Source organism: Streptomyces sp. NPDC021020 (assembly GCF_044333285.1).
In the GTDB taxonomy this organism is placed as follows: domain Bacteria; phylum Actinomycetota; class Actinomycetes; order Streptomycetales; family Streptomycetaceae; genus Actinacidiphila.
In genome coordinates, this window is record NZ_JBIRQQ010000009.1 from 132,311 (window position 1) to 154,435 (window position 22,125).

The following is a 22,125-nucleotide window of genomic DNA, read 5'->3' on the forward strand; positions in this document are numbered from 1 at the left end:
CGCACCCCTGGAGTCCGGCCCATGGCCCAGACCGCGACACCCGCCGCCGCGACCGGCACCGGACGGCCCGCGTACCGGGACGCCAACGTGCTGCGCTGGCTCGGCGCCTACACCGCCTCGATGCTCGGGGACTCCGTCTACTTCGTCGCCCTCGGCTTCGCCGCAGCCCGGGCCGTGCCCGCCGCGCAGGTCGGCCTGGTCATGGCGGCCGGGGCGGTGCCGCGGGCGCTGCTCATGCTCGGCGGGGGAGTCGTCGCCGACCGCTTCGGGCCGCGCCGGGTGGTCATCGGCAGCGACGCGGTGCGCTGCGTGCTGATCCTCGCCGCCGCGGCCGGCCTCGCCGCGACCTCGCCCGGACTCTGGCTGCTGGTCGCGCTGGCGCTGGCCTTCGGCGTGGTGGACGCGCTGTTCATGCCCGCCGTGGGCGCGCTGCCGCCGCGTATCACCACCGCCGACCAGCTCGTACGGGTGCAGGGCCTGCGCGCGCTCGTGGTGCGGCTCGGGCAGGTCGCCGGGCCGCCCGCGGGCGGGCTCGCGATGGGCCTGGGCGGCGGCGCCACGGCCTTCCTGGTCGCCGGGCTGCTCTTCGCGGTGTCCGTGCCGCTGCTGCTGCGCACCCGCATCGGCGCGGGGCCGCGCCCCGCGGCCGCCCGGGCGCCCGCGGGGCGGGAGCTGCGCGACGGGCTCGGCTACGTCCGGCGGCATCCGCTGGTCGGCCCGCTGGTGCTGTCCGGCGCGCTGTGCGAGCTGGGCCTGGCCGGTCCGATGAACGTCGGCATGGTGCTGCTCGCCGAGCGGCGCGGCTGGGGCGCGAGCGGCTACGGCTGGGTGATCGCCGCCTTCGGCGCCGGTGCGGCGCTGAGCGCGGCCCTGCTGGCCGCCCGCGGGCGGATACGCCGGGCCGGGGCCGTGCAGATCGCCACGCTGCTGGCGGGGAGCACGGCGCTCGGCCTCATCGGGATCGTCCCCACCCTCGCCGCCGCCGCGGCCACCGCGTTCGTCGCCGGGCTGGTCTGCGGGGTGTGCGGGGGGCTCGCGACCGCGCTGATCCAGACCGCCACCGCGCCCGGCTACCTCGGCCGGGTCACCTCGGTCATGAGCCTGACCGGATTCGGCCTCGCCCCGCTGGCCTACCCGCTCTTCGCCGCCGCCGCGGGCGCGCTGGGGCCCTCGCCGGTCTTCCTGGCCAGCGCGCTGCTCGCGGCCGCCGGCGGCGCGTTCACGGCCTTCCTGCCGTCCGTACGCACCGCCGAGCTGCCCTGACCGGGGCTTCCGGGCCGGTCAGACGCCGAGTTCCGCGACCGCCGCCCTGCCCACCGCCTCCGCCTCGCCCTCCGCGGTGACGTCCGCGACCGACTGCCGCCCGAAGGCGTACATCGTCAGCTCGGCCGGCTCGCCGGTGACGGTCACGACGGGCGAGCCGCGGTGCGCCACCACCGTCTGGCCGTCCGGGCGGCGCAGCACCAGGCCGACGGGGGAGCGGCGGCCGAAGATCCGGGCGGCCCGCTCCAGCCGCTTCCACAGGGCGTCCGCGAAGACGGGGTCGATCTCCCGCGGGGTCCACTCGGGCGCGGCGCGCCGTACGTCCTCGGTGTGGACGTAGAACTCCACCGTGTTGGACGCCTCGTCCAGCTGTTTGAGGGCGAACGGCGACAGCCGCGGCGGCCCCGTCCTGATCAGCCGGATCAGCTCGGCGTACGGGCGCTCCGCGTATTCGCGGCGCACCCTTTCGAGCCGGTCCGCGAGCCGCGGCACGACCAGGCCGGCCGCCGCGTCGCCGCGGCGTTCGCGCACGACGACGTGGGCGGCCAGATCCCGGGTCGTCCACGTCCCGCAGAGGGTCGGCGCCTCCGGCCCGGACGCCTCCAGCAGGTCGGCGAGGAGCAGACGTTCACGCTGTGCATGGGTCGTCATGACGCCAGGTTAGAACCCCGGCGCCGCTCCCGCCCGCTCCTCGCGCCCGGGTGTGTGGCGTCAGCCTCCCGGCGTCACTTCAGCTTCTTGGTGAGCTTCTTGCCGTTGGTCCCGTCGTTGATGCTGAGCGCGCAGGTGACCGTCTTGCGGCCCTGGATCTCGTACGTCACCAACTGCGGGTAGAGCACGTACTCGTAGTACTCCTTGCCGTCCGCGGGCGCGTGCGCCTTGGCGTCGGCCTTGCACAGGTCGAACGCCTTGTCCTGGATGTCCTGCTCGGAGGCGAAGGTCCCGGACAGCGTCTTGGTGGCGACCGACTGCGCGTCGTGCGGCGAGGTGCAGGACACGACCTGGACCTCGTCGATGGTGTGCGTCATCGACGGGGCGTTGAAGCACTTGCCCGGGTCGACCACGATGTACGCGATGTCCTGGGAGTCCGACGCGGACGGATCCGGCTCGTCGGAGCTGTCGTCGCTCGGGAAGTCGGTCGGCAGGTCCAGGCTCGGGAAGTCGGTCGGCAGGCTGAACGTCGGTGACGGGATGTCGGTCGGCAGATGCGACACCGTCGGCATCGATATCGACGTCGTGTCCTTGGCGCTCGGCTTCTTGTCGTCGCTGCCACCGCTCGCGGCGACGGCGACACCGATGATGGCGCCGACGACCACGACCGCGCCGACGGCTATCCACACGTTGCGCTTGGTGTTGTTCGGCGGCGGCGGGGGCGGCGGGAAACCGCCGGGCCCGTAACCGCCCGGGCCGAAACCGCCGCCCTGCGGAGGGCCGTAGCCGCCGCCCTGCGGGGGGCCGCCGTAGCCGCCGTCACCGGGGTAGCCGTAGCCCCCGCCGGGAGGGGCCGGTGGTCCGGCAGGTCCGGGCGGGCCGAAGCCGCCGCCCTGCTGCGGATAGCCGTAACCGTCGTTCGGGGGCGGGGGAGGAGGCGGGCCGAAGCCCTGGGGCGGGCCGAAACCGCCGCCCTGGTCGGGGGGCGGCTGCGGGCCGTTGTGCGGAGGCGGTGGTGGAAAACCCATGCACGAAGGATGCCCCATACGGGTGACGGTCGCGAGTAACAACCCCGCGACAGCTTGGCTACAGTCAATCCGCTTATCCCCTTTGCCGGTTATCGGTCCCGGTGCGTGCTTTCCGGGGCCCGCGCCCGCTTTCCGGGGCATCGCGACCGTACGGATCCGGCCACCTCCGGCCGCCGCGCCCCGACCCGGCCGCGGACCGCGGAGGGACCCGGTCCGGCATCCGGACACGTCATTTCCGCGCACGCCCCGACCGGCGGCATCATGGACGCATGTCCCAGCTCGACCCCGCCGTCGCCGCCCGCCTCAAGCGCACCGCCGACGGCCTGGTGCCCGCCATCGCCCAGCAGTACGACACCGGTGAGGTGCTGATGCTCGGCTGGATGGACGACGAGGCGCTCCACCGCACCCTCACCACCGGCCGCTGCACGTACTGGAGCCGCAGCCGCGGCGAGTACTGGACCAAGGGCGACACCTCCGGGCACGTCCAGCACGTGAAGTCCGTCGCGCTGGACTGCGACGGCGACACCCTGCTGGTGCGGGTCGACCAGGTCGGCGCCGCCTGCCACACCGGGGACCGCACCTGCTTCGACGCGGACGTCCTGCTGCCCGCGCCGGGCCAGTAAGGTCTGCGGCCATGGACCTGGACACGTTCCGCAAGCTCGCGGTCGACCGCCGCGTCATCCCGGTCAGCCGCCGCCTCCTCGCGGACGGCGACACGCCGGTCGGGCTCTACCGCAAGCTCGCCGCCGAGCGGGTCGGCACCTTCCTGCTGGAATCCGCCGACACCAGCTCCAACAGCGGCGCAGGCGGCGGCTCCTGGTCCCGTTACAGCTTCGTCGGGGTGCGCTCGGCGGCGACGCTGACCGTACGCGACGGGCAGACGCACTGGCTCGGCTCCCCGCCGGTCGGCGTGCCCGTCGACGGCGACCCGCTGGCGGCGCTGCGCGCCACCGTCGAGGCGCTGCACACCCCGCGCGACCTCACCGCCGGCATGCCGCCCTTCACCGGCGGCATGGTCGGCTACCTCGGCTACGACATCGTGCGCCGCCTGGAGCGCATCGGCGACAGCACCCACGACCCGCTGGAGCTGCCCGAGCTGACCATGCTGCTCACCTCCGACCTCGCGGTGCTGGACCACTGGGACGGCACGGTGCTGCTGATCGCCAACGCGATCAACCACAACGACGAGGACACCGGGGTCGACGAGGCGTACGCCGACGCCGTCGCCCGCCTCGACGCGATGCAGGCCGACCTCGGCCGGGCCCTCCCGCAGCCGCCCGCCGAGCTGCCCGCCTCCGTCGACTTCCCCGTCAGCTGGGGCTTCGGCGGCCGGGAGTACCAGGGCGCGGTCGAGGACATCAAGGAGCGCATCCACGCGGGCGAGGCCTTCCAGGTCGTCGTCTCGCAGCGGATGACGACCGACTGCGAGGCGAGCGCCCTCGACGTCTACCGCGTGCTGCGCACCACCAACCCCTCGCCGTACATGTACCTGCTGCGGCTGGAGGGCTTCGACGTCGTCGGCTCCAGCCCCGAGGCGCTCGTCAAGGTCGAGGACGGGCAGGCCATGGTGCACCCCATCGCGGGCACCCGGCCGCGCGGCGCGACCCCGCAGGCCGACGCGGCGCTCGCCGAGGAACTGCTCGCCGACCCCAAGGAGCGCGCCGAGCACCTGATGCTCGTCGACCTCGGGCGCAACGACCTGGGGCGGGTGTGCGAGCCGGGCAGCGTCGAGGTCGTCGACTTCATGTCGATCGAGCGCTACTCGCACGTCATGCACATCGTCTCGACCGTGACCGGCAAGGTGGCCGAGGACCGCACCGCCTTCGACGTGCTCACCGCGTGCTTCCCGGCCGGCACCCTGTCGGGCGCGCCCAAGCCGCGCGCCATGCAGATCATCGAGGAGCTGGAGCCCGTCCGCCGCGGTGTCTACGGCGGCTGCGTCGGCTACCTGGACTTCGCCGGGGACTCCGACACCGCGATCGCCATCCGCACCGCGGTGCTGCGCGACGGCGTCGCGTACGTGCAGGCGGGCGCGGGCGTCGTCGCCGACTCCGACCCGGAGGCGGAGGACACCGAGTGCCGCAACAAGGCGGCGGCGGTGCTCCGGGCGGTCGCGATCGCCAACCACATCACGCGCGCGGCGCGTTCCTCGTAGCGGATCCCGCGCGGATGCCGGGGGCGGGGCGGGTCGTCACACCCGCCCCGCCCCCGGCCGTTCCGACGGCCGGTCAGCCGGTGAAGGCCGCCAGGCCGTTCGGCGTGCCGACGCCGCTCGGGCCGTCGTAGCCGACCGCGCCCGTGCACAGGTACGAGCCCGCGCACTCGCCGTTCGTGCCGCCCTGCACGTCGTTGAGCGCGTCGCCGTGCGCGTACGGGAAGGACGCCGGGTAGGAGCCCTCGGACGGCACCCCGGCCAGCGCGTACGCCGAGGCGATGAGCGGGGCCGCGGCGCTGGTCCCGCCGAAGACCTCCCAGCCGATGTCGGTGCCGTACGTGTCGTAGACCGCGACACCGGTCGCCGGGTCGGACACCGCGGAGACGTCGGCCACGGTACGGCCGGCGCACTCGGTGTCCTGCTGCCACGCGGGCTTGGGGTCGTACGCCGAGCAGCCCGAGCCCGCGCCGCCCCAGACGGTCTCCGTCCAGCCGCGCGCGCTGTCGTCCGGCCGCAGCGAGCTGCCGCCGACCGCCGTCACGTACGGCGAGGCCGCCGGGTACAGCACGCCGTACCCGCCGTCCCCGGAACTGGCGGTGATGGCGACGCCCGGGTGGTCGAAGTAGTCGCTGTCGTACGTCGTGTCCGCGCCCGACTCGGCGCCGCCGTAGCTGTTGGAGACGTACCGGGCGCCCAGCGCGACCGCGGTGTTGACGGCCTCGCCGAGATCGGTCAGGAACGAGGTGTCCGCCTCGACCAGCAGGATGTGGCAGGCCGGGCAGATCGCGCTGACCATGTCCAGGTCGAGCGATATCTCCTCGGCCCAGCCGGTGTTGGGCACCGGCACGGTGGAGCCGCCGCGCTGGTCGACCTTGCGGAAGCAGCCGTTGTCCGTGGTGCAGGCCGGCAGACCGTACTCGGCGCGGTACGTGGCCAGGTCCGCTTCCGCGTTCGGGTTGTCGTAGGCGTCGACTATGGCGACGGTGGCGCCCTCGCCGCCGGTGTCGGGCAGCGCGTACGCCGCGCGCAGCTCGGACGGTCCGTAACCCGACGGGATGGCCGCCGGGTGCGCGGAGCGCGCCGAGGGCGCGAGGGTGTCGCTGCCGCTGGTGACCCGCAGCGCCTTGCAGGCCATCGCGTCCGGGGCGGTGGCGACCGCGCAGGAGCGCGCGGTGGTCAGCCGGTGCACGGGAGCGGTGTCCTGCGCCGCGCCCGCGGGCTGGGCGAGGCCGACCAGCCCGGCCGCGGCGAGGCTCGCCGCCGCGGCGAGGGCCGGCCAGGTATGGCGGGTGTTCGTACGGGTGTGGGGGGTTTGCTGCACGTGCGTCCTCCTGTGGGGGGAGTCGGTGGTGCGTGTGTGGTGAGACCCCTGCGATATGTGGGGTGCAGGGGGTTGGCCGAAGAACGTAGGGTGACGGGCGCACGCCAACAAGGGCGCGAAGCGGACGAAAGCGGAAGGTCCGTTGCCGTTTTGCCTTTTAATGGGCAGGAGTTGGCGCATTCTTGACCTGATCATGACCGGCGAGGGGGTGTGGGAGCGGCTTGTCCCGGTCTGCGCCCTCCGCGCCGCCGCGGGCCCCGGTCACCGGTGCCGCCCGGCGGCAGGGGATAGTGGTGGGGTGACCTCCGTCCCGCGCCAGTCCGCCGCCGAAGAAACCGCCGCCGACGCCTCCGCCCCTGCCGCCGGGGCTGCGCCGGACGCTGCGGCTGAGTCCGCGCCCGCGTCCGCTTCCGCGGAGGACCGTGCCAGGGCCGCGCGGCGCGTCGGGCTGCGCACCCTCGGCGTCGCGCTGCCCGCGGGGGCGCTCGGGGCGAGCCTGGTGCTGGTCGCCGCGGGCAAGACCTGGTCGCGCGGCTACGCCGCCTTCGGCGAGACCAACCTCCCCGTACACGCCAGCGGCACGGACACCACCGCGCTCCCCGGCGGGCTCGCGCTCGTCGGGCTGGCCTCGCTGGTCGCCGTCTTCGCCGTCCGCCGCGCCGGCCGCTACGTCGTCTCCGCGCTGCTCGCCCTCGCCGGCCTCGGCGCCGTGGTGGTCACGCTCGCCCGGCGCGGCAGCCACGCGGCCGTGAACGAGGCCGCCGCCTCCACCGCGGGCCTCGCCCACGACACCGCCCGGCACGTCACCACCACCGGCTGGCCCTTCGTCTCCGTCGCCGGCGGCCTGCTGCTGCTCGCCGCCGGGCTGCTCGCGCTGCGGTACGGCCCGTCCTGGCCCGTGATGTCCAGCCGCTACGACGCCCCGGGAACCACCCGCCCCGCCCGGACCCGCGCCGCGGCGGCCCGCCGCCCCGCGCCCGTCGACCCCGACCGCGCGGAGGACCTGTGGAAAGCCCTGGACCGCGGCGAGGACCCGACCGGCCCCGCCGTCTGAGACCGGCACCACACCCCGGCGCGCCCACCCCGCTGCACGTTCCGTACCCGATACGCGCAACAATGGGAGCGGAGCAGGAGGCGAAGGTCGCCCCCGAGTGTGAGCATCAGGGAGTTCTTCATGGCGGCCCACTACGACCACGGACACACCCCGGCCGCCTGGACCGGCGTGATCATCTCCTTCGTCGGCTTCTGCGCCGCCGGCGTCTTCATCGTGGCCGCGGACCCGGTCCCGTTCTGGATCAGCATGGGCGTCGTCCTGCTCGGCCCGCTGGTCGGCGGCATCATGAAGTCCATGGGCATGGGCCGCAAGACCCAGGTCACCGTGCCGGCCGACGCGACGGCCGAGCGGGCCGAGCGCGAGCAGGCTGCCGCGCACGCCTGACTCTCCCGGGGCCTCGCCCCGCCCCTTCTCCGGCGCAGCCGTTCCCCTCACGGGGGGTGGGCTGCGCCGCCGCGTTTTCCCCTCGCGGGGGGCGAATTTTCCTGCCGCGGATGGTGGGCGTTTCTGCTGCGCAGGGGCCGTGCCCCGTAGGGGCGCGGGGAACTGCGCGGCCCGCCCCCACCGGCCGGTGGTCCGGAAACGACAGCAACTGCCCCTTCGGCCCGGTGACTACCCGCGCCACCGTCGTGGCTGGTCGCGCAGTTCCCCGCGCCCCTGGAGGCACCCGGCGCGGCAGCGCACAGCGCTCGGCCCGCGGCGCAGCCGCACCCGAAGACGCTCAACCCGCGCCGGAGGCGCATGCTCACTCGTACGGGGGCTCCCGGAGGGCCCGCTCGCGGGGTGGAGGGGAGGATCAGCGGCGTGAGCCACGCCGCAGCCGCCTCCCCCACCCGCGTACGCGGCAACCTCGCCGTACCCCTCGGCGTCCTCGGCGCCGTCATCGCCGGGTTCGGCTACGTCGCCGCCGTCGACCCGAACCAGCCCGGGCACTACCCCGTGTGCCCGCTGCTGCACTACACGGGCCTGTACTGCCCCGGCTGCGGCGGCCTGCGCGGCGCCCACGCGCTCGCCCACGGGCATCTCGGCACCGCGCTGGGCTGCAACGCCGCCGCGGTCGTCGGCTACGCCGTCCTCGCCGTCGTCTGGGCGGTGTGGTTCCTCCGTACGCTGCGCGGCCGGCGCTTCGACCCCGCCCTGCCGCCCGCCGCGCTCTACGCCCTGTGCGGGCTGCTGCTGGCCTTCACCGTGGTCAGGAACCTGCCCTTCGGGGCCGCGCTCGCGCCCTGAGCAGCCCCTCGGAGGTTCGCAGCCGGGGCAAGATTGTCCAGGTGGTGGGACCGCGGATCACCGGATGCGGGCTGCCGGGCACCCGCCCGATACCATCGTCGGAACCGGTGGTCACCGCCACCGGCCTGATCATTTCGCTGTACGGCCGGCCGAAAGGGAGCTGTCGCGTGAGTGTGCTCGACGAGATCATCGACGGAGTCCGTGCCGACCTCGCCGAGCGGCAGGCTCGCGTGTCCCTCGACGAGCTCAAGGAGCGCGCCACCAAGGCCCGGGACGCGAAGGACGGCGTCGCGGCGCTCCGCGGCGACGCCGTGAAGGTCATCTGCGAGGTCAAGCGGTCCAGCCCGTCCAAGGGCGCGCTCGCCGCGATCGCCGACCCCGCGGGCCTCGCCGCCGACTACGAGGCGGGTGGCGCGGCGGTCATCAGCGTCCTCACCGAGCAGCGCCGCTTCGGCGGCTCCCTCGCCGACCTCGAAGCGGTCCGCGCCAAGGTCGACATCCCCGTCCTGCGCAAGGACTTCATCGTCAGCGCCTACCAGCTGTGGGAGGCCCGCGCCTACGGGGCGGACCTCGCGCTGCTCATCGTGTCGGCGCTCGACCAGCCCGCGCTGGTCTCGCTCATCGAGCGCGCGGAGTCGATCGGCCTCACCCCGATCGTCGAGGTGCACGACGAGGAGGAGGTCGCGCGGGCCGTCGACGCGGGGGCGCGCATCATCGGCGTGAACGCGCGCGACCTCAAGACCCTGCAGGTCGACCGCGGGAATTTCGGGCGCATCGCGCCCGAGATCCCGGACCACATCGTGAAGATCGCGGAGTCCGGGGTCCGCGGGCCCCACGACCTCATCGCCTACGCGAACGACGGCGCCGACGCGGTGCTCGTGGGCGAGTCCCTCGTCACCGGCCGCGACCCCCGTACCGCGGTCGCGGACCTCGTCGCCGCCGGCGCCCACCCGGCCTTGCGGCCGGGCCGGGACTGACCTCACCGCTGCGCGGGGCCTGCGCCCCGCAGGGGCGCGGGGAACTGCGCGGCCAGCCACGACGGTGGCGCGCGTAGTCACCGGCCCGAAGGGGCAGTTCGGTTCGTTCCGGACCACCGGCCGGTGGTGGGTTGCTCGCGCAGTTCCCCGCGCCCCTGGTGTGCCCCGCGCCGCAGGGGCACCCTGCACCCTTGCCCGGCGCGCCAAGCGCATCCTCTCCCCGCCCGGCGCAGCCGCTTCGCACGGTAAGGTGAGCCCCATGTCATTGGACGTACGGCTGGCGCGTGGATGCCGGCCCCGGGGGTGCCGGGCGCCGGCGCGCCGGGTGCTGGGGCGGCGCGTGCGGTACGTCATCGGGTGCGAGCCCGGTCAGGTGAACGGCAGGCGATGGCGCCGCGGCGCAACAGCAGCCGCATAAGCAGCAGCCGCATAAGCCGCAGCCGCAGCCGTATGCGTACGGCTCGTTCACCGCGCCCGGCGCGTCGGGCAGGAAGCCCGCGCGCAGCGCGTACGTACACCTGACCAGGGGACACCCATGCCAGCAGAGCACGATTTCTTCCTCCCCGACCCGGAGGGTCAAACTCCCAGCGCCGAGGGCTACTTCGGCGCGTTCGGCGGCAAGTTCATCCCGGAGGCGCTGGTCGCCGCCGTGGACGAGGTCGCCGCCGAGTACGAGAAGGCGAAGGCGGACCCCGCCTTCGCCGCGGAGCTGAACGACCTCCAGGCCAACTACACCGGCCGCCCGAGCGCGCTCACCGAGGTGCGGCGGTTCGGCGCCGAGGCGGGCGGCGCGCGGGTCTTCCTCAAGCGCGAGGACCTGAACCACACCGGCTCGCACAAGATCAACAACGTGCTGGGCCAGGCCCTGCTCACCCGGCGGATGGGCAAGACCCGGATCATCGCCGAGACCGGCGCGGGCCAGCACGGCGTGGCCACGGCCACCGCGTGCGCGCTCTTCGGCCTGGAGTGCACGATCTACATGGGCGAGGTCGACACCGAGCGGCAGGCCCTGAACGTCGCGCGGATGCGCATGCTCGGCGCCGAGGTGATCGCCGTCACCTCGGGCAGCCGCACGCTCAAGGACGCCATCAACGAGGCCTTCCGCGACTGGGTCGCCAACGTCGACCGCACCCACTACCTCTTCGGTACGGTCGCCGGCCCGCACCCCTTCCCGGCGCTGGTGCGCGACTTCCACCGGGTGATCGGCGTCGAGGCACGCCGCCAGCTGCTGGAGCGCACCGGGCGGCTGCCCGACGCGGCGGTGGCCTGCGTCGGCGGCGGCTCCAACGCCATGGGCCTCTTCCACGCCTTCCTGCCCGACGCCGGTGTCCGGCTGGTCGGCTGCGAGCCGGCCGGCCGCGGCGTGGCGACCGGCGAGCACGCGGCGACGCTGACCGCGGGCGAGCCCGGCATCCTGCACGGCTCCCGTTCGTACGTGCTCCAGGACGACGAGGGCCAGATCACCGAGCCGTACTCGATCTCCGCGGGCCTCGACTACCCGGGCGTCGGCCCCGAGCACGCCTACCTCAAGGACACCGGGCGCGCCGAATACCGCGCGGTGACGGACGACGCGGCCATGCAGGCGCTGCGGCTGCTGTCGCGCACCGAGGGCATCATCCCGGCCATCGAGAGCGCGCACGCGCTGGCCGGCGCGCTGGAGCTGGGCCGCGAGCTGGGCCCCGAGGCCCTGCTGCTGGTCAACCTCTCCGGGCGCGGTGACAAGGACATGGACACGGCGGCCCGCTACTTCGGGCTGTACGACAGCGCGAGCGCTGAGGGGGCGGCCAAGTGAGCGGCACGATCGCACTGCTGGACAAGACGCTCGCGGACGCGAAGGCGGAGAACCGCGCCGCGCTGATCGCGTACTTCCCCGCGGGCTTCCCGACCGTCGACGGCGGCATCGAGGCGATCAAGGCGGCCTGCGACGGCGGCGCCGACATCATCGAGGTCGGGCTGCCGCACAGCGACCCGGTTCTCGACGGCCCGGTCATCCAGACGGCCGACGACATCGCGCTGCGCGGCGGCGTCCGCATCGCCGACGTGCTGCGCACGGTGCGCGAGGCGCACGCGGCCACCGGCAAGCCGGTGCTGGTCATGACGTACTGGAATCCGGTCGACCGCTACGGCGCCGAGCGCTTCGCCGCGGACCTGGCCGAGGCGGGCGGCGCCGGGTGCATCCTGCCCGACCTGCCGGTCGAGGAGTCCGGGACGTGGCGGAAGGCGGCCGCCGAGCACGGTCTCGGGACGGTCTTCGTCGTCGCGCCCTCCAGCCGCGACGAGCGGCTGGCGCGTATCACCGAGGCGGGCTCCGGCTTCGTCTACGCGGCCTCGCTCATGGGCGTGACGGGCACCCGCGCGAGCGTCGGCGAGCAGGCGGCCGACCTGGTGCGGCGCACCCGCGCCACGACCGGCCTGCCGGTGTGCGTCGGCCTCGGGGTGTCGAACGCCGCGCAGGCCGCCGAGGTCGCGGGCTTCGCCGACGGCGTCATCGTCGGCACTGCCTTCGTCAAGCGCATGCTGGACGCCGGTGACGACCTGGCCGCCGGGCTCGCCGCGGTCCGCGCGCTGGCCGCCGAGCTGGCCGAGGGCGTACGCAAGCGGACCTGACGATCACCCGGGGGAGCGATTCTTGTCACTCCCGCGAGCGAAAAACGGTGGGGGGAGGCGCTGGGCGCATCCCCCCACCGTTGCGCTGGGCGTGAGTGAACGCAATCGAGACGGAAAACGCAGCGCCCGCGAGGCCCTGCGCGAGCAGCGTGCCCGGGAGCAGGCCCGGCAGCGGCGCAAGCGGACCCTGATCGCCGTGACGGTGGTGGCGGCCGTGCTGGGCGTCGGAGCGGTGATCGGGGTCGTGGCCAGCAACCACGGCTCGGGCAGCGGCGCCATCCCCGGCACCCCCGCCGCCGCCCCCAGCGGCGCCACCGGCGACGGCAGCCTGGTGATCCCGGTCGGCGCCGCGGACGCGCCCTCGGTCCTCACCATCTACGAGGACTTCCGCTGCCCGGCCTGCGACGCCTTCGAAAAGCAGTTCACGCCCACCATCCACGCGCTGGAGGACAGCGGGCAGATGCGCACCGAATACCACCTGGTGACGCTCATCGACGGCAACCTCGGCGGCGACGGCTCGCTCAACGCCGCGAACGCCGCGGCCTGCGCCCAGGACGCCGGGAAGTTCCGCGCTTACCACGACGTCCTCTACGACAACCAGCCCGACGAGCAGGACGACAAGTTCGGCGACAAGGACACCCTGCTCTCCCTCGCGGAGAAGGTGCCCGGACTGAAGACGGCCGCCTTCACCTCCTGTGTGAACGACGGCACACACGACAACTGGGTGCGCAAGTCCAACGACGCCTTCGGGAAATCCGGATTCAACTCCACCCCGACCGTGCTGCTGAACGGCAAGAGCGTCTACGGCGCCAGCCCCGCGCTCACCCCGGACAGCCTCAAGAAGATGGTCGCGGACGCCAACAAGGGCAAGCCGGCCGGCACGGCGACGACGACCGCGACCCCCACCGCGAGCCCCTCGTCGTGAGCCGCCCCGGGCTCCGCCGGTACCGCCCCGGCGGTCACGCGGAGCCGCGGGGGCACGACACTGCGCGCCCGGCCGTTATCCAGACGTAGCCGGGCGGGCTGCCGACTTCGCGCCCGGCACGGTAGCGTCGGACATTGCCATGGAACTCGCATTCATCCCCAGCCCCTCGCACGGCGTCGTCCACCTCGGACCGATCCCGCTGCGCGGCTACGCGTTCTGCATCATCATCGGCGTCTTCATCGCTGTCTGGTACGGCAACAAGCGCTGGATCGACCGCGGCGGCAAGGTCGGCACGGTCGCCGACATCGCCGTGTGGGCGGTGCCCTTCGGCCTCGTCGGCGGCCGGCTCTACCACGTGATCACCGATTACGAGCTGTACTTCACCGACGGCAAGGACTGGGTCGACGCCTTCAAGGTGTGGCAGGGCGGCCTGGGCATCTGGGGCGCCATCGCCATGGGCGCGCTGGGCGCCTGGATCGGCTGCCGCCGCCGCGGCATCGCACTGCCGGCGTACGCCGACGCCATCGCGCCGGGTATCGCCTTCGCGCAGGCCGCCGGACGCTGGGGCAACTGGTTCAACCAGGAGCTGTACGGCAAGCCCACCACGCTGCCGTGGGGCCTGAAGATCGACGCCGCGCACCGCCCGGACGCCACGCCGGACCTGGCCACGTACCACCCGACCTTCCTGTACGAGTCGCTGTGGTGCGTCGGTGTGGCGCTGCTGGTGATCTGGGCCGACCGCCGCTTCAAGCTCGGGCACGGGCGGGCCTTCGCGCTCTACGTGGCCGCGTACACGGTGGGGCGGTTCTGGACCGAGCACATGCGCATCGACTACGCGCACCGCATCCTGGGCATGCGTCTCAACGACTGGACGGCGATCCTCCTCTTCGTCGCCGCCGTGGCCTACCTCGTGGTGTCGAGCAAGCTGCGGCCGGGCCGTGAGGCGGTCGTGGAGCCGGGCGCTGAAGGCGCCGAGGGCGCCGAAGGCATCGAGGGCGCCGCCGCGGACGGGCAGGACGCCGGGAAGTCCGGCGCGGACGCCGAGGTTGCCGCGGACGTCTCCGAGACCGGGACCGAGGCCGCGGCCGAGGCCGACGAGGACGCCGAAACCGCCGCCGAGCAGGCGGAAGAGGGCGCGGCGGAGCCCGCCGGCAAGCCCGTAGCGGGCTAGTTTTCGCAGGTCAGGGCAGCCTCTCCTTGCTGGCGGGAGGCTGCCGCCCCCCGGTACGGTCGAACCTGTTTCCGGATTCCGCGGCCGTACGGCCGCGCGGGGGAGGGGTGGGCCGTATGACCAGCGCAGCCGTCGAGGATGTTGCAGCCGCCCCGTCCGCGCCCTACCACGTACCCCACCACCAGCACCGTGACGTCTCCGGCGGCTGGCTGCGGCCCGCGGTTTTCGGGGCGATGGACGGCCTGGTGTCGAACCTCGCGCTGATGACCGGTGTGGCAGGCGGCGACGTGAGCTCGCGCACCGTCGTCGTGACGGGCCTGGCCGGGCTCGCGGCCGGCGCCTTCTCCATGGCCGCCGGCGAATACACCTCGGTGGCCTCGCAGCGCGAGCTGGTCGAGGCGGAGCTCGCGGTCGAGCGGATCGAGCTGGACCGGCACCCCGAGGACGAGCTGCGCGAGCTGGCCGCGCTGTACGTGTCGCGCGGTGTGGAGCCGGAGCTGGCGCACGAGGTGGCCCGGCAGCTGTCGAAGGACCCCGAGCAGGCGCTGGAGATCCACGCCCGCGAGGAGCTGGGCGTCGACCCGGGCGACCTGCCGTCACCGCTGGTGGCCGCGTCCTCGTCGTTCGTGTCCTTCGCGCTGGGCGCGCTGCTGCCCGTGCTGCCGTACCTGCTGGGCGCGGACGTGCTGTGGCCCGCGGTGCTGCTGGCGCTCGCCGGGCTCTTCGGCTGCGGTGCGGCCGTGGCGCGCGTCACCGCCCGGTCGTGGTGGTACAGCGGTCTGCGGCAGCTGGTCTTGGGCGCGGCGGCCGGTGGAGTTACCTTCGTACTGGGAAGCCTGATCGGCTCCGCCGTCGGCTGACGGAATTCCCTCCGCGCGCACATCCGTACAAGTCTTGTGTTTCGTGGCCGTTTCAGTCACCGCCACACCGGGCATCACTCGGTAACCCAACCGGCAGAGCTGCCAGGGCACCCCTCGGCATCGTCGGTAACCCCCGCGGTACGAGGACGGCCCGATATGGCCGCTCCACCCCTTCGGTATGTCCATATGGTGAAACTGAGTATCCGGTTCTCGAACACTCGGCCATCATGTAACCTGCACGAAATCGCAGAGGGCCAACGTCGTCCCTGTTGCGCATGCCTGGAGACAGGCGATGCTTTCAAGCCAATGACGACGACGGGAGAGCCATGCGTTCGCGTTCCGCGTTCATGGACGGGCACCCCGCCCCGCAGGGGATGTACGACCCCCGCAACGAGCACGACGCCTGCGGCGTCGGCTTTGTGGCCACCCTCACCGGCGAGGCCAGCCATGCCCTCGTGGAGCAGGCCCTCACCGTCCTGCGCAACCTGGAGCACCGCGGAGCCACCGGCGCCGAGCCCGACACGGGTGACGGCGCGGGCATCCTGCTCCAGGTCCCTGACGCGTTCCTGCGCGACGCCGCCGGCTTCGACCTGCCCGCCGCCGGGCACTACGCGGTCGGCCTCGCCTTCCTCCCCGTCGAGCTGGACGACCGCACCAAGGCCGTCGACGCCATCGAGCGCATCGCCGCCGAGGAGGGCCTGACCGTCCTCGGCTGGCGCGAGGTCCCGGTCGCCCCGGACATGCTGGGCGCCAGCGCGCGCTCCACCATGCCCTTCTTCTCCCAGCTCTTCGTCGCCGACGCCGACGGCGCCGCGAAGTCCGGCATCGAGCTGGACCGGCCCGCCTTCGTGCTGCGCAAGCGCGCCGAGCGCGAGGCCGAGGTCTACTTCCCGTCGCTGTCCGCGCGCACCCTCGTCTACAAGGGCATGCTCACCACCGGGCAGCTGGAGCCGTTCTTCCCGGACCTGTCCGACCGGCGCACCGCCACCGCCATCGCGCTGGTGCACTCGCGCTTCTCGACGAACACCTTCCCGAGCTGGCCGCTCGCACACCCCTACCGCTTCGTCGCCCACAACGGCGAGATCAACACCGTCAAGGGCAACCGCAACTGGATGCGCGCCCGCGAGTCGCAGCTGGCCAGCGAGCTGTTCGGGACGTCCGACAACGGGCAGGGCACCGGCGGCCTGGAGCGGATCTTCCCGATCTGTACGCCCGGCGCCTCCGACACCGCGTCCTTCGACGAGGTCCTGGAGCTGCTGCACCTCGGCGGCCGCTCGCTGCCGCACAGCGTGCTCATGATGATCCCCGAGGCGTGGGAGAACCACGAGTCGATGGACCCCGCCCGGCGGGCGTTCTACCAGTACCACTCCACGCTCATGGAGCCGTGGGACGGCCCGGCGTGCGTCGCCTTCTCCGACGGCTCGGTCGTCGGCGCGGTCCTGGACCGCAACGGTCTGCGCCCCGGCCGCTACTGGGTCACCGACGACGGCCTGGTCGTGCTCGCCTCCGAGTCCGGCGTGCTGGACATCGAGCCCTCCCGCATCGTGCGCAAGGGCCGGCTCCAGCCGGGCCGGATGTTCCTGGTCGACACGGTCACGCACCGTATCGTCGAGGACGACGAGATCAAGGCCGAGATGGCCGCGCAGAACCCGTACGCCGACTGGCTGGAAGCCGGCCTGATCGACCTGGCCGACCTGCCCGAGCGCGAGCACATCGTGCACACCCACGCCTCGGTCACCCGCCGCCAGCAGACCTTCGGCTACACCGAGGAGGAGCTGCGCGTCCTGCTCGCGCCCATGGCGCGCGCCGGCGCCGAGCCGATCGGCTCGATGGGCACCGACACGCCGATCGCGGCGCTGTCCGAGCGCCCGCGGCTGCTCTTCGACTACTTCACCCAGCTCTTCGCGCAGGTCACCAACCCGCCGCTGGACGCGATTCGCGAAGAGCTGGTCACCTCGCTGATCTCCACGATCGGCCCCTCCGGCAACCTGCTGGAGCCCAGCCCGGCCTCCTGCCGCAACATCACGCTGCCCTTCCCGGTGATCGACAACGACGAGCTGGCCAAGCTCATCCACGTCAACGCCGACGGCGACATGCCCGGCCTGAAGGCCGCCACGCTCTCCGGCCTCTACCGGGTCACCGGCGGCGGCGAGGCGCTGGCCGCCCGGCTCGCCGAGATCTGCGCCGAGGCCGACGCCGCGATCGAGGACGGCGCCCGGCTGATCGTGCTGTCCGACCGGCACTCCGACGCCGAGCACGCCCCGATCCCGTCGCTGCTGCTCACCTCCGCGGTGCACCACCACCTGATCCGCACCAAGCAGCGCACCCAGGTCGGCCTGCTGGTCGAGGCCGGCGACGTCCGCGAGGTCCACCACGTCGCGCTGCTCATCGGCTACGGCGCCGCGGCCGTCAACCCGTACCTGGCCATGGAGTCCGTCGAGGACCTGGTCGCCGCGGGCACCTTCCTGACCGGCATCGAGCCCGAGGCCGCGATGCGCAACCTCATCAAGGCGCTCGGCAAGGGCGTCCTGAAGGTCATGTCCAAGATGGGCATCTCCACCGTGGCCTCCTACCGCGGTGCCCAGGTCTTCGAGGCCGTCGGCCTGGACCGCGACTTCGTGGACACCTACTTCCACCTCACCGACACCAAGATCGGCGGCGCGGGCATCGACGTCGTCGCCGCCGAGGTCGCCGCCCGGCACGCCAAGGCCTACCCGGTCTCCGGCGTCCAGGCCGCGCACCGCCGGCTGGAGATCGGCGGCGAGTACCAGTGGCGCCGCGAGGGCGAGCCGCACCTGTTCGACCCCGACACGGTCTTCCGGCTGCAGCACGCCACCCGCACCCGCCGCTACGACATCTTCAAGCAGTACACCGGCCGGGTGAACGAGCAGTCCGAGCGCCTCATGACGCTGCGCGGCCTGTTCGGCCTGTCCTCCGACCGGCAGCCCGTGCCGCTGGACGAGGTCGAGCCGGTCTCCGAGATCGTCAAGCGCTTCTCCACCGGCGCCATGTCGTACGGCTCGATCTCCCGCGAGGCGCACGAGACGCTCGCCATCGCGATGAACCAGCTCGGCGGCAAGTCCAACACCGGCGAGGGCGGCGAGGACCCGGACCGGCTGTACGACCCGGCCCGGCGCAGCGCCATCAAGCAGGTCGCCTCCGGCCGCTTCGGCGTCACCTCGGAATACCTGGTCAACGCGGACGACATCCAGATCAAGATGGCCCAGGGCGCCAAGCCCGGCGAGGGCGGCCAGCTGCCCGGCCACAAGGTCTACCCGTGGGTCGCCACCACCCGGCACTCCACCCCGGGCGTCGGCCTGATCTCCCCGCCGCCGCACCACGACATCTACTCCATCGAGGACCTCGCCCAGCTCATCCACGACCTGAAGAACGCGAACCCCAAGGCGCGTGTTCACGTCAAGCTGGTCTCCGAGGTCGGTGTCGGCACCGTCGCCGCGGGCGTCAGCAAGGCGCACGCCGACGTGGTGCTGATCTCCGGCCACGACGGCGGCACCGGCGCCTCGCCGCTCACCTCGCTCAAGCACGCGGGCGGCCCCTGGGAGCTGGGCCTGGCCGAGACGCAGCAGACGCTGCTGCTCAACGGGCTGCGCGACCGTATCGTCGTGCAGACCGACGGCCAGCTCAAGACCGGCCGGGACGTCGTCATCGCCGCGCTGCTCGGCGCCGAGGAGTTCGGCTTCGCGACCGCGCCGCTGGTCGTCTCCGGCTGCGTCATGATGCGGGTGTGCCACCTGGACACCTGCCCGGTCGGTGTCGCCACGCAGAACCCGGTGCTGCGCGACCGCTTCTCCGGCAAGCCGGAGTTCGTGGTCAACTTCTTCGAGTTCATCGCCGAGGAGGTCCGCGAGCTGCTCGCCGAGCTGGGCTTCCGCAGCATCGAGGAGGCCGTCGGCCGCGCCGAGGTCATCGACGCCGGCCGCGCGGTGGACCACTGGAAGGCCCAGGGCCTGGACCTCGCCCCGCTGCTGTACGTGCCCGAGCTGCCCGAGGGCGCCGCCCGGCACCGCGTCACCGAGCAGGACCACGGCCTGGCCAAGGCGCTCGACAACGAGCTGATCAAGCTCGCCGCCGACGCCCTGGACAGCGGCGCCCCGGTCCGCGCGCAGGTCGCCATCCGCAACGTCAACCGCACGGTCGGCACCATGCTCGGCCACGAGGTGACGAAGAAGTACGGCGGCGCGGGCCTGCCCGAGGGCACCATCGACATCACCTTCACCGGCTCCGCGGGCCAGTCCTTCGGCGCGTTCCTGCCCAAGGGCATCACCCTGCGGCTGGAGGGCGACGCCAACGACTACGTCGGCAAGGGCCTGTCCGGCGGCCGGGTCGTCGTCCGGCCCGACCGCGGCGCCGACCACCTCGCCGAGTACAGCACCATCGCGGGCAACACCATCGCCTACGGCGCCACCGCGGGCGAGCTGTTCCTGCGCGGCCGCACCGGCGAGCGGTTCTGCGTCCGCAACTCCGGCGCCACCGTCGTCTCCGAGGGCGTGGGCGACCACGGCTGCGAGTACATGACCGGCGGCCGGGCCGTCGTCCTCGGCCCGACCGGGCGGAACTTCGCGGCCGGCATGTCCGGCGGCATCGCCTACGTCCTGGACCTGGACCCGGCGGCCGTCAACCGCGGCATGGTCGAGGTCGAGGCGCTGGACGCCGACGACATCACGTGGCTGCACGACGTGGTGCGCCGTCACGCAGAGGAGACCGGCTCCACGGTCGCCGAGCGGCTGCTCGCCGACTGGGGCGGCGCCCTCACCCGCTTCGGCAAGGTCATGCCGAGGGACTACAAGGCAGTGCTCGCCGCCAAGAACGCCGCCGAGCAGGCCGGACTCTCCGAGTCCGAGACCACCGCGAAGATGATGGAGGCGGCAAATGGCTGACCCCAAGGGCTTCCTCACCACCGGCCGCGAGGGCGCGCCCACCCGCCCGGTCGAGGAGCGCAAGCAGGACTGGAACGAGGTCTACGTCCCCGGCGGGCTGCTGCCGATCATCACCAAGCAGGCCGGCCGCTGCATGGACTGCGGCATCCCGTTCTGCCACAACGGCTGTCCGCTCGGGAACCTGATCCCCGAGTGGAACGACTACGCCTACCGCGAGGACTGGCAGGCCGCCTCCGAGCGGCTGCACGCCACCAACAACTTCCCGGAGTTCACCGGGCGGCTGTGCCCGGCGCCCTGCGAGTCGGCGTGCGTGCTCGGCATCAACCAGCCGGCCGTCACCATCAAGAACGTCGAAGTCACCATCATCGACAAGGCCTGGGACGCCGGTGACGTCACCCCGCAGCCGCCCGAGCGGCTGTCCGGCAAGACCGTCGCCGTCATCGGCTCGGGCCCCGCGGGCCTGGCCGCCGCCCAGCAGCTCACCCGCGCCGGGCACACCGTCGCGGTGTACGAGCGGGCCGACCGCATCGGCGGGCTGCTGCGCTACGGCATCCCCGAGTTCAAGATGGAGAAGCGGCACATCAACCGGCGCATCGAGCAGATGCGCGCGGAGGGCACCAAATTCCGCACCGGTGTGCAGATCGGCACCGACCTGGACGCCGCGAAGCTCGCCAAGCGGTACGACGCCGTCGTCATCGCGGCCGGCGCGACCGTCTCCCGCGACCTGCCCGCCGAGGGCCGCGAGCTCAACGGCGTGCACTACGCCATGGAGTACCTGCCGCTGGCCAACAAGGTGCAGGAGGGCGACTTCGTGACGTCCCCCATCACCGCCGAGGGCAAGCACGTCGTGGTCATCGGCGGCGGCGACACCGGCGCGGACTGCGTGGGCACCGCCCACCGCCAGGGCGCGCTGTCGGTCACCCAGCTGGAGATCATGCCGCGCCCCTCCGACGACCGCCCCGCCGGCCAGCCCTGGCCGACGATGCCGGCCGTCTACAAGGTCACCTCCGCGCACGAGGAGGGCGGCGAGCGGGTCTACGCCGTCAACACGGTGAAGTTCACCGGCGACGCCGAGGGCAACGTCCGCGAGCTGCACCTGGTCGAGGTCGTCTTCCAGGACGGGACGTTCGTCCCCCAGGAGGGCACCGAGCGCGTCATCCCGGCGGACCTCGTCACCCTCGCGATGGGCTTCACCGGCACCGACCGCTCCAACGGCCTGGTCGACCAGCTCGGCCTGGCGCTCGACGCGCGCGGCAACATCGCCCGCGACAAGAACTACGCGACCAACGTCGACGGCGTCTTCGTCGCCGGCGACGCCGGCCGCGGCCAGTCCCTCATCGTCTGGGCCATCGCCGAGGGCCGCTCCGCCGCGAAGGCGGTCGACGCGTACCTCACGGGCGTCCCCTCCGCCCTCCCCGCCCCGATCCGCCCGACGGACCGGCCCCTGACCGTCTGACGGCCCCCCGCCGCCCGACGGTCCCCACCTGTCCCGCACAACGACGTGCGGTGCAGTAACACCACAGCGCCCACCGCTCCCCGACCACGGAGGTGGGCGCTGTGCGTTGTTCCCGGGGCGGGGTCAGCCTTGGCAGCAGCGGCTGATGAGGTGGCTGCCGTCGGCGGTGAGCAACCGCGGCATGAGTCGGCGCAGCGCCGCGGCATGCTGACGGACCCGCTTGAGCACGGCTCTCCGGGTCGGGGCCGAACCGGGAACGTCCTGAGCGGGACCGCACCCGCTCACCGCGTACAACTCGTCCAGCCACGCCCCCTGGCCCGCACCCCGCCGCCGACCGGAACGCCTCGGCCGAATCCCCTGATGCCGCCATCCTCCGATGATCGGAGATGCTCGCCACTTGCGGAAGCTCTTCCACTTCGCAGCAGCGCTGAGGCGCGGGCCCTGGACTGCTCGGTGAAGGTGGGCACATGCAGCGCTGGTGAGAGGGCGTCAGGATGTGGGGCAGCTCTCCGGGTCACCGGGAAAAGGC

Annotated in this window: 18 protein-coding genes; 15 read left to right on the plus strand and 3 right to left on the minus strand. The window is 73.2% G+C overall.

Going from position 1 to position 22,125, the window contains the following annotated elements; all coding sequences use genetic code 11:
- Window positions 1-21 precede the first annotated feature (21 nt).
- The gene (locus ACH4SL_RS26660) at window positions 22-1,263 is read left to right on the plus strand and encodes an MFS transporter (RefSeq protein WP_398449901.1); all 1,242 of its coding nucleotides are present in this window, start codon (window positions 22-24) and stop codon (window positions 1,261-1,263) included.
- 18 nt (window positions 1,264-1,281) lie between these two features.
- Here ACH4SL_RS26660 and ACH4SL_RS26665 read toward each other — a convergent pair whose 3' ends face one another.
- Window positions 1,282-1,914 (minus strand): TIGR03085 family metal-binding protein, encoded by a 633-nt coding sequence (locus ACH4SL_RS26665; RefSeq protein WP_398449903.1) that lies wholly within the window; start codon window positions 1,912-1,914, stop codon window positions 1,282-1,284.
- A gap of 74 nt (window positions 1,915-1,988) precedes the next feature.
- Complete coding sequence (locus tag ACH4SL_RS26670; protein ID WP_398449905.1) at window positions 1,989-2,942, minus strand: hypothetical protein; 954 nt, start codon at window positions 2,940-2,942, stop codon at window positions 1,989-1,991.
- A gap of 269 nt (window positions 2,943-3,211) precedes the next feature.
- On the opposite strand from ACH4SL_RS26670, the gene hisI reads away from it, so the two are divergent.
- Both hisI and ACH4SL_RS26680 read left to right on the plus strand, forming a co-directional pair.
- Window positions 3,212-3,565, plus strand: coding sequence for a phosphoribosyl-AMP cyclohydrolase (hisI, locus tag ACH4SL_RS26675; RefSeq protein ID WP_398449907.1), 354 nt, complete (start codon window positions 3,212-3,214; stop codon window positions 3,563-3,565).
- A gap of 11 nt (window positions 3,566-3,576) precedes the next feature.
- On the plus strand, window positions 3,577-5,097 hold the full coding sequence (locus tag ACH4SL_RS26680; RefSeq protein WP_398449909.1) for an anthranilate synthase component I: 1,521 nt from the start codon (window positions 3,577-3,579) through the stop codon (window positions 5,095-5,097).
- A gap of 73 nt (window positions 5,098-5,170) precedes the next feature.
- Here the strand turns inward: ACH4SL_RS26680 and ACH4SL_RS26685 are convergent, their stop codons facing one another.
- The gene (locus ACH4SL_RS26685) at window positions 5,171-6,418 is read right to left on the minus strand and encodes a S8 family serine peptidase (protein ID WP_398449911.1); all 1,248 of its coding nucleotides are present in this window, start codon (window positions 6,416-6,418) and stop codon (window positions 5,171-5,173) included.
- 298 nt (window positions 6,419-6,716) lie between these two features.
- On the opposite strand from ACH4SL_RS26685, the gene ACH4SL_RS26690 reads away from it, so the two are divergent.
- The 12 genes from ACH4SL_RS26690 to ACH4SL_RS26745 all read left to right on the plus strand — a co-directional run bounded on the left by ACH4SL_RS26690 (window position 6,717) and on the right by ACH4SL_RS26745 (window position 21,596).
- Window positions 6,717-7,472, plus strand: a complete 756-nt coding sequence (locus ACH4SL_RS26690; protein ID WP_398449913.1) for a TIGR02234 family membrane protein — start codon at window positions 6,717-6,719, stop codon at window positions 7,470-7,472.
- A gap of 120 nt (window positions 7,473-7,592) precedes the next feature.
- Entirely contained in the window at window positions 7,593-7,856 is a 264-nt protein-coding gene (locus ACH4SL_RS26695; RefSeq protein WP_398450329.1) for an HGxxPAAW family protein, read from the plus strand.
- A 411-nt stretch (window positions 7,857-8,267) separates the two neighbouring features.
- Entirely contained in the window at window positions 8,268-8,702 is a 435-nt protein-coding gene (locus tag ACH4SL_RS26700) for a DUF2752 domain-containing protein (protein WP_398450331.1), read from the plus strand.
- Window positions 8,703-8,869: 167 nt separating this feature from the next.
- The gene (gene trpC / locus ACH4SL_RS26705) at window positions 8,870-9,679 is read left to right on the plus strand and encodes an indole-3-glycerol phosphate synthase TrpC (RefSeq protein WP_398449915.1); all 810 of its coding nucleotides are present in this window, start codon (window positions 8,870-8,872) and stop codon (window positions 9,677-9,679) included.
- Window positions 9,680-9,938: 259 nt separating this feature from the next.
- Window positions 9,939-10,097, plus strand: a complete 159-nt coding sequence (gene trpM, locus ACH4SL_RS26710; RefSeq protein WP_398449917.1) for a tryptophan biosynthesis modulator TrpM — start codon at window positions 9,939-9,941, stop codon at window positions 10,095-10,097.
- Between the two features lie 117 nt (window positions 10,098-10,214).
- Complete coding sequence (gene trpB, locus ACH4SL_RS26715; protein ID WP_398449919.1) at window positions 10,215-11,471, plus strand: tryptophan synthase subunit beta; 1,257 nt, start codon at window positions 10,215-10,217, stop codon at window positions 11,469-11,471.
- Complete coding sequence (gene trpA / locus ACH4SL_RS26720) at window positions 11,468-12,286, plus strand: tryptophan synthase subunit alpha (protein WP_398449921.1); 819 nt, start codon at window positions 11,468-11,470, stop codon at window positions 12,284-12,286. The genes trpB and trpA overlap by 4 nt, the downstream gene beginning before the upstream one ends.
- A 91-nt stretch (window positions 12,287-12,377) precedes the next feature.
- On the plus strand, window positions 12,378-13,211 hold the full coding sequence (locus ACH4SL_RS26725; protein WP_398449923.1) for a DsbA family protein: 834 nt from the start codon (window positions 12,378-12,380) through the stop codon (window positions 13,209-13,211).
- Between the two features lie 139 nt (window positions 13,212-13,350).
- Window positions 13,351-14,382 carry a prolipoprotein diacylglyceryl transferase gene (lgt, locus tag ACH4SL_RS26730; RefSeq protein ID WP_398449925.1) on the plus strand — a complete coding sequence of 344 codons (1,032 nt, stop codon included), beginning with the start codon at window positions 13,351-13,353 and terminating at the stop codon, window positions 14,380-14,382.
- 116 nt (window positions 14,383-14,498) lie between these two features.
- A complete protein-coding gene (locus tag ACH4SL_RS26735; RefSeq protein WP_398449928.1) occupies window positions 14,499-15,242 on the plus strand; it encodes a VIT1/CCC1 transporter family protein in 744 nt (247 codons plus the stop codon).
- A 326-nt stretch (window positions 15,243-15,568) separates the two neighbouring features.
- Window positions 15,569-20,140 carry a glutamate synthase large subunit gene (gltB, locus tag ACH4SL_RS26740; RefSeq protein ID WP_398449930.1) on the plus strand — a complete coding sequence of 1,524 codons (4,572 nt, stop codon included), beginning with the start codon at window positions 15,569-15,571 and terminating at the stop codon, window positions 20,138-20,140.
- Complete coding sequence (locus ACH4SL_RS26745; RefSeq protein ID WP_398449932.1) at window positions 20,133-21,596, plus strand: glutamate synthase subunit beta; 1,464 nt, start codon at window positions 20,133-20,135, stop codon at window positions 21,594-21,596. The genes gltB and ACH4SL_RS26745 overlap by 8 nt, the downstream gene beginning before the upstream one ends.
- The last annotated feature ends 529 nt before the right edge of the window (window positions 21,597-22,125 follow it).